11 protein-coding genes are annotated in these 12303 nt (G+C 70.5%); 4 read left to right on the forward strand and 7 right to left on the reverse strand.

The genetic code is table 11. The annotated features are described in order from the left end of the window. The 4 genes from G5B31_RS02965 (at nucleotide 1) to G5B31_RS02980 (ending at nucleotide 3454) form a co-directional block, all read left to right on the forward strand. Nucleotides 1–945, forward strand: a complete 945-nt coding sequence (locus G5B31_RS02965; RefSeq protein WP_165013600.1) for a 2-hydroxyacid dehydrogenase — start codon at nucleotides 1–3, stop codon at nucleotides 943–945. Continuing rightward, complete coding sequence (locus G5B31_RS02970) at nucleotides 942–1841, forward strand: dihydrodipicolinate synthase family protein (protein WP_165013602.1); 900 nt, start codon at nucleotides 942–944, stop codon at nucleotides 1839–1841. The genes G5B31_RS02965 and G5B31_RS02970 overlap by 4 nt, the downstream gene beginning before the upstream one ends. Nucleotides 1842–1883: 42 nt before the next feature. Continuing rightward, nucleotides 1884–2696 (forward strand): hypothetical protein, encoded by an 813-nt coding sequence (locus tag G5B31_RS02975; protein ID WP_165013604.1) that lies wholly within the window; start codon nucleotides 1884–1886, stop codon nucleotides 2694–2696. Nucleotides 2697–2800: 104 nt separating this feature from the next. Beyond that, a complete protein-coding gene (locus G5B31_RS02980; RefSeq protein WP_205911771.1) occupies nucleotides 2801–3454 on the forward strand; it encodes a TetR/AcrR family transcriptional regulator in 654 nt (217 codons plus the stop codon). A gap of 3 nt (nucleotides 3455–3457) precedes the next feature. Here the strand turns inward: G5B31_RS02980 and G5B31_RS02985 are convergent, their stop codons facing one another. From G5B31_RS02985 to G5B31_RS03015, 7 genes are all read right to left on the reverse strand, one after another. Beyond that, the gene (locus G5B31_RS02985) at nucleotides 3458–5092 is read right to left on the reverse strand and encodes an amidohydrolase (RefSeq protein WP_165013608.1); all 1635 of its coding nucleotides are present in this window, start codon (nucleotides 5090–5092) and stop codon (nucleotides 3458–3460) included. A gap of 55 nt (nucleotides 5093–5147) precedes the next feature. Next, entirely contained in the window at nucleotides 5148–6194 is a 1047-nt protein-coding gene (locus tag G5B31_RS02990; RefSeq protein ID WP_165013610.1) for an ABC transporter substrate-binding protein, read from the reverse strand. A gap of 75 nt (nucleotides 6195–6269) precedes the next feature. Beyond that, on the reverse strand, nucleotides 6270–7352 hold the full coding sequence (locus G5B31_RS02995) for an ABC transporter ATP-binding protein (RefSeq protein ID WP_165013612.1): 1083 nt from the start codon (nucleotides 7350–7352) through the stop codon (nucleotides 6270–6272). After that, the gene (locus G5B31_RS03000; protein ID WP_205911772.1) at nucleotides 7349–8146 is read right to left on the reverse strand and encodes an ABC transporter permease; all 798 of its coding nucleotides are present in this window, start codon (nucleotides 8144–8146) and stop codon (nucleotides 7349–7351) included. The genes G5B31_RS02995 and G5B31_RS03000 overlap by 4 nt, the downstream gene beginning before the upstream one ends. Continuing rightward, a complete protein-coding gene (locus tag G5B31_RS03005; RefSeq protein WP_205911773.1) occupies nucleotides 8143–8976 on the reverse strand; it encodes an ABC transporter permease in 834 nt (277 codons plus the stop codon). The genes G5B31_RS03000 and G5B31_RS03005 overlap by 4 nt, the downstream gene beginning before the upstream one ends. Continuing rightward, nucleotides 8973–10166 carry an acyl-CoA dehydrogenase family protein gene (locus G5B31_RS03010; protein ID WP_165013613.1) on the reverse strand — a complete coding sequence of 398 codons (1194 nt, stop codon included), beginning with the start codon at nucleotides 10164–10166 and terminating at the stop codon, nucleotides 8973–8975. Before G5B31_RS03010 ends, G5B31_RS03005 begins: the two co-directional genes overlap by 4 nt. Continuing rightward, nucleotides 10166–12298, reverse strand: a complete 2133-nt coding sequence (locus G5B31_RS03015; RefSeq protein ID WP_165013615.1) for an acetate--CoA ligase family protein — start codon at nucleotides 12296–12298, stop codon at nucleotides 10166–10168. The genes G5B31_RS03010 and G5B31_RS03015 overlap by 1 nt, the downstream gene beginning before the upstream one ends. Between the last annotated feature and the right edge of the window lie 5 nt (nucleotides 12299–12303).

Consider the following 12303-nt stretch of genomic DNA (forward strand, 5'->3'; position numbering starts at 1 on the left):
ATGGCCAAGGTCCTCTGCCTCGGCGAGGTGCCCGGCTGGCTGCTGGCCGACCTGACGGCCGCGGGGCATCTGGCCGTGACCGAACCGCAGCCGGATGTCTCCGCCGTGATCCGCCGCGCCGGCAAGGTGGACAGGGCGCTGATGGACCGGCTGCCGCGGCTGGAGATGATCTCCAACTTCGGCGTCGGCTACGATCTGGTGGATGCGGAGGAGGCGCTGCGGCGGGGCATCGCCGTGGGCTACACGCCGGACGTCCTGAACGACGAGGTGGCCGACCTGACTTTGGGCCTGCTGCTGGCGACGCTGCGGCAGATCCCGCAGGGCAACCGGCACCTGCTGCATGGGCTCTGGCCCGCGGGGCATTACCCGCTGACGCCAACCCTGCGCGGCCGGACCATCGGCCTGATCGGCATGGGCCGGATCGGCAGCCGGATCGCCCGGCGGCTGGCGGGCTTCGACGTGCCGGTGGTCTACCACAGCCGCAGCCCCCGGCCCGAGACCGGGCTGCGCCATTACCCCGACCTGCTGGAGATGGCCCGCGACGTGGACACGCTGATCGCCATCCTGCCCGGCGGCCCCGGGACCCGGCACATCATCGACCGCCGGGTGCTGGCCGCGCTCGGCCCCGCGGGGGTGGTGATCAACGTCGCCCGCGGCTCGGTGCTGGACGAGGAGGCGCTGATCGAGGCGCTGGAGGGCGGCACGATCCTCGCCGCCGGCCTCGACGTGTTCGAGAACGAGCCGAACCCGGACCCGCGGCTGCTGAACCTGCCGAACTCGCTGGCCACGCCGCACCTGGGATCGGGCACCCATCATACCCGGCGGCTGATGTGGGAGCTGGTGCGGGACAACCTTCTGGCCTGGTTCTCCGGCACGGAAATGCCGGCGGCCATTCCCGGCTCGCCCCGGCAGGCCCGCCCCCCGCCCGGAAAGGCAAGCGCATGACCCGGACCTCCCTGCGCGGCGTGATCGCCGCCATCGTCACCCCGGCAACCCCCGGGCTGGACCCCGACGCGCCGCGCTTCCTGCGCCATGCCCGGCAGCTGCTGGCCGAGGGCGCCGACGGGCTGAACGTCCTCGGCACCACCGGCGAGGCGACCTCGTTCTCGCTGGACCAGCGGCGCGGGCTGATGGAGGCCGCCGCCGCCGGGCTGCCGCGCGACAGGCTGATGGTGGGGACCGGCGCCGCCGCCACCCGCGATGCGGTGGAGCTGACGCGCCATGCCGGCGACTGCGGCTTTGCCGGGGCGCTGGTGCTGCCGCCGTTCTACTACAAGGGCGTCGGCACCGAGGGCATCCTGCGTTACTTCGACGCCATCGCCGAGGGCAGCGCGGCAAGCGGCATCCCGCTTTACCTCTACAACTTCCCGGCCCTGTCCGGCGTGCCCTATACCGAGGACCTGGTCTCGGCGCTGGTGGCCCGGTTCGGCGGGCGGATCGCCGGGCTGAAGGATTCCTCGGGCGACATCGGCTATGCCCGCCGGATCGCAGCGCTGCCCGGGGGGCTGGACGTCTTCCCCTCTTCCGAGGCGGTGCTGGACCAGGCCCGCGCCGGCGGCCCCTTCGCGGGCTGCATCTCGGCCACCGTCAATGTCAGCGCCCGCCACGCCGCGGCCGCTCTGCATGGAGGGGACGACGCGGCCCTGCAGCGCGCCACCGCCATCCGGGCGCTGTTCGACGGCAAGCCGCTGGTGCCCTGGCTGAAGCAGGCGGTCGCGGCGCGGATGGGCGATCCCGGCTACGGGCCGGTGCTGCCGCCCTTCGTGCCGCCCGATCCCGCGGCGGTGGCGACGCTGGTCACAGAGCTGGAGAAGATCGACAAGGCGCCCGCCCGGCCATGACCCGCATCGTGGATCACGCCCCTGCGGCACCGGGAGCGGGTCATGCAGGCCGCCGCTGACATCCTGATGCAGCCGCAGGCGGTGGCGCGGGGCGTTTCCATCGCGCTGCTGGTGGTGCTTGCCACCCAGGCGATCCGCTGGTTCGGCCCCTCGATCGGCGGGCTGATCGCCTCGATGCCGATGATCACCGGCCCGGCCTATTTCATCCTGCTGGCGCAGGGCGACATCGGCTTCACCGCCGAGGCGGCGGCCTATTCGCTGATCTACATCGGCGCGGCGCAGGTCTTCCTGCTGGTCTTCATCGCCACGCTGCGCCGCATCCACCCGGCGGCGGCCTTCCTGCTGGCGGGGCTGGCCTGGTTCGCCGCGATCCTCGCGCTCGGCCTGCTGCCGCCCTGGCCTTGGCTGGGGTTGGCGGGCTTCGTGCTGATCACCGTCCTGACCCGCCGGCTGGCCCGCCGCTTCGTGCGGATCACCGGCGTCACCGTCACCGCCGACCGGGCCTGGATCACCGCGATCAAGGGTGCCAGCGCGGGGGTATTGGTCGCCTTCTCCACCTCGGTCGCCGCCAGCATCGGCACCAGTTGGAGCGGGGTGCTGCTGGTCTTTCCCATCGCCTTCGTGGTTCTTTGCGCCACCGCGCTGAAAATCTACGGAAAGGATGTGCTGATCGCCACGCTCTATTCCGCTATGCGCGGCAGCAGCAGCCTTGCCGCATTCTGTTTCGTCTTGGCGGCCGGACTTCATGCAATGACTCCCTGGCCCGCATTCGCCGCCGCCGTCTGCGCCGCAATCGCGACGACGCTGGCGCTCGGCTGGCTGGTGTCGCGGCCTTCGGCCGGGTCCGGCAGCTGAAAACGGTTTATTCTCCCATTCCGCCTGCGCAGAGACGAAAAGCGGGATGTTTCGTGTTGAAGCGAGAAGGATCTTCGCGCTATGCCCGATGTGCAATGGTAGCCATGAATTCCAGTCCCGCCCCGGCCCCGGCCGCCGAAAACCTGAACGGGCTGCGCACCAGGCGGACGCGCGACAAGATTCTGGCCGCCGCCCGGCTGGAATTCGTCGCGCGCGGGCTGGAAGGCACGACGATGGAATCGATCGCCCGCATCGCCAAGGTCAACAAGGCGCTGGTCTACCGGCATTTCACCAGCAAGGACCTGCTGTTCCAGGAGGTGCTGGCCCACAGCTACCGCGAAATGCGCGCGCGCGAGGCCGAGCTTGGCTTTTCCGAAGATCCGGTGATCGCGCTGGATCAATTATGCGCCTTCACGCTGGAATATTACGTTTCCAATCCGGATTTCCTGATCCTCGTCGGGATCGAAAACCTGCACAAGGGCGAACATATCCGGCGCATTCCGCTGGAGGACCTTGGCGTCGGCAGCCTGTTGCGGATCATGAATACCGTCTACGACCGCGGCGTCGTGGAGGGCAAGTTCCGCCCCGGCGTCGATCCGGTGGAATTGTGGCTGCTGTTGTCGTCGCTGTGCTGGTTCACGGTGGCGACCTCTTATACCGTCGACGTGACTTTCGGCCGGAACATGCTGTCGCCTGAAGAACTGGCGACCCGCCGCGGCAATATCCAGGAAATGGTCCGGCGCTTCCTGCAGAAATAGCGGCTATCCGTCGAAGCCCGGATCGCGCCAAACCTCGGCCCCCTCGACCATGGTCAGCATCACCTTCGTTTCCCCGAAAGCCACCGGATCGCAGGTCAGCAGGTCGCGGTCCAGCACGATCAGGTCGGCCCGGGCGCCGGGGGAAAGCTGCCCGGTCTCCTGCCCGCGCCAGGCCGCACGGGCGGCGTTCAGCGTATAGCCCAGCAGGCATTCGCGCCGGGTCAGCGCCTGTTCCGGCAGGAAGGGCTCGGCGCCGCCGCCGGTCGGCTGGCGGGTCATCGCGGTCTCCATGATCGGAAACGGATTCAGCGTGGTGACGCCCCAGTCGCTGGACAGCGCGAAATCCGCCCCCGCGTCCAGCAGGCTGCGGAAGGCATAGACCAGCCGTCCCCGCTCCGGCCCCAGCTTGGGCAGCGTCACCTCGGTCACCGAGGGGGCGCGGCGGGCCCAGAACGGCTGGATGTTCGCCATGACGCCAAGCGCGGCGAAGCGCGGAAGGTCGGCCGGATCGACGCATTGCACATGGGCCAGCTGGTGCAGCGCCGGCCAGGCGCCGTTGGCCTGCCGCGCAGCCTCCACCCCGTCCAGCGCCGCCCGCACCGCGCCGTCGCCGATGACATGGGCATGGATCTGGAAGCGCGCGGCGTCGAAGGCGGTGAAGAGGGCCGGCACCTGCTCCGGCGCGAACAGCAGGGGGGCGTTGCCGCCGATGGCGTCGGAATAGGGTTCCAGCATGGTGGCGGTGCGGTTCTCGAACACGCCATCCAGGAAGAACTTCGCCGAATGGATGCGGAACCGCTCCGGCCCCTCGGCCGCCTCGCGGCGCAGGGTGGAGACCCGCTCCACCGCCTGCACCACCGTCTCGGAGGGATCGACCCGGGCGGTGGCGGCGACGCGCAGGGTCAGCGCGCCGGCCTCCGCCATCCGGCGGTAGACCCGGGCGTGGCGGTCCTCGACCAAGGCGTCGATGACGCCGGTGATGCCGTGCCGGTTCGCCAGCGCCTGGCCGAAGCGCACGCCCGCCTCGTAATCGGCATCGGTCGGCGCCGGCATCCGCGCACGCGCCCAGCCGAGGGCGGATTCGTGCAGCATCCCCGTCGGCTCACCGGCCGCATCGCGGACGAAATGGCCGCCGGGCGGGTCCGGCGTATCGCCGTCCAGCCCCAGCGCGGCGCAGGCGGCGCTGTTCACGCAGGCATTGTGGCCATCCGAGCCGAGGATGAAGCAGGGCCGGTCCGGCACCGCGCGGTCCAGCACCTGCCGCGTCAGGTTGCCGTCGTGGAAGACGCCGGTATACCAGCCGACCCCGGTCACCCAGGCCGCATTGCTGCCCTTGGCGAAATCGCCAAGGCGGCGGACCAGATCCTCCGCCGTCCGCGCCGCGTCCAGCGCGGCCGAGCCGCCGTAGTCGAAGCCGCTGTCCTGCAGGTGGATGTGGGTGTCCTGCAAGCCGGGCAGCACCATCCGCCCGCCGCAGTCGACCACCCGCGCCCCCGGCCCCGCCAGCGCCCGCATCTCCTGGCTGTCGCCAAGCGCAAGCACCCTGCCGCCCGCCGCCGCCAGGGCGGCGACGCGGGGCCGCAGCGGGTCCATGGTCAGGATGTCGGCATTGATCAGGACCAGGTCTGCGGCAGGCATCGGCATCTCCCGGCGGAAGGAAAACGGGCCGGGGATGCGCCCCGGCCCGCCCGGTTCACTCCATCATCAGCTGCTGCCAGCTGCCAAGCGTGGCCTCGGTATAGCCCCAGCCTTCCTTCTCGTTCAGCAGCAGCATGTGCTCCAGGTTCTGCGGCGCCATCACCAGGATTTCCGAGTCCTCCGGCGACAGCCCCTCGGTCGCGGCGCTGACCACCGGGCCGTAGGTCTTCAGCGGCAGCAGCTTCTTCTGGTTCTCGACATCCAGCGCGAAGTTGATCGCCTCATGCGCCAGGTCGACATAGGGCGACCCCTTGGGAATCACCCACCAGTTGCCCCAGGCCACGCCGTCGCGGAAGGTGAAGCCGACCGGCGCGCCCTCGGCCTTGGCGGCCAGCATCCGCCCGCTCCAGGCGGAAGAGGCGGCCAGTTCCCCGGTGGACAAGAGCTGCGGCGGCTGCGCGCCCGATCCCCACCAGACGGTGACATGCGGCTTGATCTCGCGGATCTTGCCGAAGGCCATCTCGATCTTCTCGGGCGTCACCGGATAGATCTCCTCGGCCTTCAGCCCCGCCGCCAGCAGCGCCGCCTCGTAGTTGTAGGTGAACTCGGTATAAAGCCCGCGCGGGCCGGGGAAGCGGGCGACGTCCCAGAACTCGGCCCAGCTTTGCGGCCCGCCGTCGGGGAAGGCGCTCTCCGACCAGGCGATGATCGTCGCCCCGGTCGAGGTGACCAGCCCGCAGGGCGCCTTCATCGCGTCGGGCAGGGCGGCGGCGTTGGGAATCTTCGACAGGTCCAGCACCTCCAGGAAGCCCATCTGCTCGCCCTGGAAGGCCACGGTGCCGCCTTCGCAGACCAGGTCCCATTCCACCTTCTTCGCCTCGACCATGGCGATGGTCTTGGCGGTCTCGGTGGGCGAGGTGTTGATCGCCTCGATCCCCTTCATCGCGGCGAAGGGGTCGATGAAGGCGTTGCGCTCGGCATCCGACAGCGCGCCGCCCCAGGAGGTGAAGGTGAAGGGCCGCCCCTGCGCATGGGCCGGGCGGATCAGCCCCGAGGCGGCGGCAAGCGCCGTGGCACCGATCATGAACGAACGTCTCTGCATGGTCGTCTTCCTCCGTGTTGGTTGTTGCCTTCCGTCTTCGCTTCCGGCCTTCGTCCGGGCCGTGTTTCCTTCGGCTCAGGGCCCGGTGTCGGGCACCAGCAGCACCTCCTCGGGCGACCAGCCCAGCCGGACGATGTCGCCCTGCCGGAGCCCCCGCCCCTCCATCCCGCGCGCCACCAGGAAGGCGCCGCCGGCGGTTTCCAGCCCGAACTGTGTCAGCTCTCCCAGGTAGATCACCTCGGCGATACGGGCCTCGATCCCCTCGCCAGCATCGGGAAGGATGCGCAGATGCTCGGGCCGCAGCATCAGCCGCGCCGGCGCGCCGGGGGCGACGCCGGGCATCACCGGCGCCCGGACGGTCAGGCCGAGCGCGGGGACCTCGGCCGAAGCCATGCCGCCGGTCACCTCGGTCACCTTCGCCTCGGGCAGGTTCGACTCGCCGATGAAACCGGCGATGAAGCTGTTGGCGGGGCGGGCATAAAGCTCCGCCGCGGTCCCCAGCTGCTGGATGCGGCCCTTGCCCATCACCGCGATGCGGTCGGACAGCACCAGCGCCTCTTCCTGGTCGTGCGTCACGTAGATCGTGGTGCGGCCGTGCTTCAGGTGCAGCCGCCGCAATTCGACCTGCACCTGCCGGCGCAGCTGCCGGTCCAGCGCGCCGAGGGGTTCGTCCATCAGCAGCACGTCCGGCTCGATCACCAGCGCGCGGGCCACCGCGACCCGCTGCTGCTGGCCGCCGGACATCTGCTGCACGCCGCGGGTGCCGTAGCCCTCCAGCTGCACCAGCGCCAGCGCCGCCTCCACCCGCCGGGCGATCTCGGGCTTCGGCACCCGGCGCGCCTCCAGCCCGTAGGCCAGGTTCTGCGCCACGGTCATGTGCGGGAACAACGCATAGGACTGGAACACCATGCCGATGTTGCGGTGCCGCGCCGGGGTGCGGGTGACATCGCGGTCGCCGATGCGGATGGTGCCGCCGGAAGGGTCGGTATAGCCCGCGATCAGGTTCAGGAGCGTGGTCTTCCCCGACCCCGAGGGACCGAGCAGCGTCAGGAACTCGCCCGCGCCGATGTCCAGGTCGGTCGGCTCCAGCGCCGTCACCGCTCCGTAGCGCTTGGTCAATCCGCGCAGGCCAAGGGCAAGGCCGGTGGTCTCGATCATGCTTTCTCTCCGTTCCGTCGGGCCAGCGCCTGCGCCAGCACGAACAGCGCGACCGACAGCCCGATCATCACCACCGCCGCCACCGCCAGCACCGGCGTGAATTCAAGCCGCACCGTCTCCCACAGCTTCACCGGCAGGGTCTTGGTCGAATGGTCGGCCAGGAAGATCGTCAGCACCGCCTCGTCGAACGAGGTCATGAAGGAGAACACCGCACCCCCCGCGATGCCGGGCAGGATCACCGGCAGGGTGATGGTGCGGAAGATCCGCCACGGCCCGGCCCCCAGACCGGCGGCGGCCAGCGGCCAGGCCGGGTTCACCGCGCGCAGCGAGATGCCGACGTTGATCACCACGAAGGGCAGCGCCAGCACGGCATGGGACAGGGTCAGCGCCAGCAGCGTGCCGTTCATGCTGACATCCAGCGCCGAGCGGTAGATGGCGACCGAGACCACCACGATGGGCACCACCATCGGCGCCAGGAACAGCGCGCTGGAGGCCAGCGCCAGCCCCCGCCCCGCCCGCGACAGGCCGATGGCGGCCAGCGTGCCCAGGGGCACCGCGACCAGCGTCGCCAGGGTGGCCAGCTTCAGGCTGTTCATCAGCGCCCGCAGCCATTCGGCATCGTCGAAGAACCGGCCATACCAGAGCGCGGACCATTCCTTCGGCGGCAGGTAGATGAAGCTGGCCTTGTTGAACGAGGCCGGGATCACCGCAAGGATCGGCGCGACCAGAAAGGCCAGCACCGCCGCGGTGGCCATGTTGGCGGCGATGCGCCAGGGAAGCGGCAGCCGGTTCATCGCGCGAACATCCCCCGGTCCAGCTTCAGGAAGCGGGTGGCCGCCAGCATCAGCACCGCCACCGCCGCCAGAAGCGCGATCGAGGCCGCGGCCGCCATCGGCCAGTTGAAATGCTCGGTGATAAAGGCGACGATCAGCGTCGGCAGCATGATCGAGGTCCTGCCGCCCAGCAGCGCGGGGGTGATGTAGAAGCCCAGCGACAGCAGGAAGACGAAGGTCGCGCCCCCGGCCAGTCCCGGCAGGGTCAGCGGCAGCCAGATGCGGCGGAAGCTTTGCCAGAGGCCCGCCCCCAGCCCGTCGCTGGCCTGCATCAGCCGCGGGTCGATGGCCCGCATCGCACCGTAGAGCGGCAGAACCATGTAGGGCAGCAGCACATGGACCATGCCGACCAGCACCCCGGTGTGGTTGAACAGCAAGGGCAGCGGCGTGTCCGAAATCCCCATGGCCTGGATCGCCCGGTTCACCGGCCCGTGCCGCTCCAGCAGCAGCATCCAGGAATAGGTGCGGACCAGGATCGAGATCCACAGCGGGAACAGCACGCCGTAGATCATCAGCGTGAACCACAGCCCCCGCACCCGCGCCAGCAGATAGGCCAGCGGCCAGGCCAGAGCCGCGGTGATCGCCGTCACCACCGCAGCGACGACGAAGGAGTTCAGCATCACCCGCCGGTAGACCGGGCTTTCGGCCAGCGCGACGAAGGTGGCGAAGGTGCCCTCGGGCGCGGTGAAGGCCAGCGACAGGAACCGGACCAGCGGCAGCACGAAGACCACCAGCGTCAGGATCAGCGCCGGGGCCAGCAGCGCCAGAACCTCGATCCGCCGCCCGTTCACGGCGCGCCGCCGATGTCGGCGAAGGTGCCGAAGCCGCGCTTCCTGATCTGCCCGGCGATGACGACGCGCTGGATCTCCGAGGTGCCCTCCCAGATCCGGTCGACGCGGATGTCGCGGTAAAGCCGCTCCACCGGGTTCTCGCGCATGTAGCCGCGGCCACCCAGGATCTGCAGCGCCTTGTCGATCACCCGCCCGGCCATTTCCGAGCAATGCAGCTTCAGCGCCGAGGCATGGGCATGGACCAGCTTGCGGTCCAAGCCCTGGTCGATCTCCCAGGCCACGCGGTAGAGCATGGATTTCGCCGCGAATATCTCCACCGCCATGTCGGCCAGCATGAACTCGATGGCCTGGAAATCGCGGATCGGCCGGCCGAACTGCTGGCGTCCGGCAGCGTAGTCGTTGGCCACCTCGGCCGCCCGGCAGGCCGCGCCGACGGCGTGCGAGGCGATCTGCAGCCGGGCCTCGACGAACCAGTCCTTGGTCAGCTCGAAGCCGCGGCCGATGCTGCCCAGCAGGGCGTCTTCCGGGACCGGAGTGTCGCGGAACTCCAGCTCGGCATGGTCGAAGGCGAAGTTGTGCATGAACTTCGGCGACCGCAGGTGGGTCACCGTGGGCGGCGCCTCGGTGAAGGAGGGCTTGTCGACGATGAACAGCGTCGGCTTGTCGGGGTCGCCGTCGACATGGGCATGGACGATCACGAAGTCCGAGGCGTTGTAGGAGGTGACGAACCACTTCACCCCGGTCAGCAGCCACTGGTCGCCCTTCTTCACCGCCCGGGTCTGCACCTGCCGCGGGTCCGATCCCGCACCCTCTTCGGTGATGGCGAAAGCCCCCCGGCGATGCCCGGCGCAGGAGGGGCGCAGCCAGCGCTCGCGCTGCGCCTCGGTGCCGAACTTCAGGCTGACCGGCGGGCGCCAGACGCAGGACCAGAGCCCGTTGGTCACCCGGCCCAGCTGTTCCTCGATGGCGGTCTGCTCCAGCATCGAAAGGCCGAGGCCGCCGTTCTCCTTCGAGTGGTTGATGCCGGCGAAGCCCCAGTCGCGCACCTTCTGGCGGATGCCCTCGCGCAGCTCCACCGGCACTTCGCCGTGCTCGTCGGTGATCTGCTCCAGCGGCAGCAGCACCTCGTCCGCGAAGGCGCGGGCGCGGGCGGCAAGCTCCTGCTGGCGGGGGGTGAAGGCGAAATCCATCAGTCGGCTCCGTTGCTGTGCAGGGCTTCCGCCCGGGTGACGATCAGGGCATCCACCGCCATGACGCCGGTCTCCGAGACCAGAAGCGGGTTGATGTCGCATTCGGCGATCAGGTCGCCGAGGTCGCGGACCAGCGCCGAGAAGCCGGCGAAGGCCCGGGTGGCGGCGGCGGTGTCCACCGCGGGCAGGCCGCGCAGCGCGCCGGTCAGCGCGTGGAGACGCAAGGTCCGCAGCAGCCGCGCCGCCTCTTCCTGCGACACCGGCGGCAAGGCGACGGCGCGGTCGGCCAGCGCCTCGATGAAGACGCCGCCCGCCGCCAGCAGCAGCATCGGGCCGAACTGTGGGTCCTGAACCATGCCGAAGGCCAGCTCGATCCGGCCGCGCACCATCGGCGAGACGGTGACCTGCGGCCCCAGCCGCGCCAGCCGGGCGTAACCCTCGCTCAGGGCGGCCTCGTCGCGCAGGTCCAGCAGCACCCCGCCGGCATCGGACTTGTGCGCCAGCCCCGGCACAGCACTTTTCAGCACCACCGGCCAGCCGAGCGTCTGCGCCGCTTGCACCGCCGCCTCGGCGCTGTCCGCCGCAAGGGTCCGCGCAGCCGGGATGCCGTAGTCGATCAGCAGCTCCGCCGCCTCCGCCGCCGCCAGCGGCGCGGGATCGGCCAGCCTGTCGCGCCAGCGCCGCCGCACCGCCTCTGCCACCGGGGCGGGGAACGTGCGCAGCTCGGCCCGGCGGTCGCGGGCCTGCATCAGCTGGCGCACGGCCACCAGCCCCTCGGTGGTGCCGTCGATCACCGGCACCCCGGCCTCGGTCACCGCCAGCGCCAGCGCGCGGTGGCTGACGCTAGCGTAGTTGCTGACCACCGCCACCGGCTTCACCCCGGCCTTGCGCGCCCGGGTCACCGCGCGGGTGAAGCCCTCGGCGATGTAGGAGCCGTCGCGGATGTCCTGGAACAGCACGCCGATGGCGACCGTTGGATCGTCCAGCAGCGCAGCCATGCAACCTTCGACCTGCGTCTCGAAATCGCGGCCGGTGCCCCAGACATCCAGCGGATTGGCCGGCGGCAGGCCGGGGTCGAGGTGCTTCTCCAGCCGCTCCAGCGTCGCCTTGCCGACCTCGGCGAAGGGCACCCCCAGCTTTTCGGCCAGGTCGGCGACCATCTCGCGCTCGCCACCGGAATCGTGGATCGAGGCCAGCGCCCCCGGCGGCAGCGGCGCGCATTCCGACGCCAGCAGCAGGCTGGCCGACAGCTGGTCCAGCGTCTCCGCCACCATCACGCCATGGCGGGCGAACAGCGCCTCCCATGCGGCGCTGTCGCCGGCGATGGCGCCGGAATGGCTGACGGCGAATTCCGCGGCGATCCGGCTTTTGCCGACCTTCAGCGCCACCACCGGCACCCCCAGCCGGTCGGCCTTTTCCAGCGCCGCCACCAGCCGCTCGGGGCTGCGGGCGGTTTCCAGGAACAGGCCCACGGCGCGGGTCTGCGGCTGGTCCAGCGCCCAGTCCATGTAATCGGCGGCCTCGGTCGTCAGCTCGCGGCCCGAGGACACCGCCAGGGAATATTTCAGCCGCGCGTCGTTGTAGGCCAGCGCCGAGAAGGCCGAGCCGGACTGGGTGATGAAGGCCACGCTGCCCGGCCGCATCGGCAGGGCCGAGGCGAAGCCCGACACCCGCAGCCCGATGGAGGGGTTGCAGAACCCCATGCCGTTGCCGCCGCAGATGGCGATCCCGGCCTCGCGCGCGATGGCGGCCAGCCGCCCGGCCAGCGGATCGCCCGGCTGGCCGGTCAGGTCGCAGCTGGCGAAGATGGTGACGGCCTTGGCGCCATGCTCCGCCGCGCGGATCAGCCCGGATTCCAGCTGGGCATTGCCGAGGCCGAGCACGACATGCTCCACCGGCTCGGGCAGGGCGGACAGGTCGGGAAAGCAGGGGTGGTCGCCGATCCTTTCATAGCGCGGGTTCACCGCATGGATGCGGCCGCGGTAGCCGTCCATCGCCGCGGAACAGAGCATGGTCCGGCCCGGGGTGTCGGGCGTGGGCGAGGCGCCGACGAAGGCGATGGAAGCCGGCCGCAGCAGCGGGTCCAGCCGGTGCGCCCTCTTGCTCTGCCCTGTGCGAAGCCCTGCCGTCATCCGTA

It is taken from the genome of Rhodobacter sp. SGA-6-6 (genome assembly GCF_011043545.1).
Classification (GTDB): domain Bacteria; phylum Pseudomonadota; class Alphaproteobacteria; order Rhodobacterales; family Rhodobacteraceae; genus Pseudogemmobacter.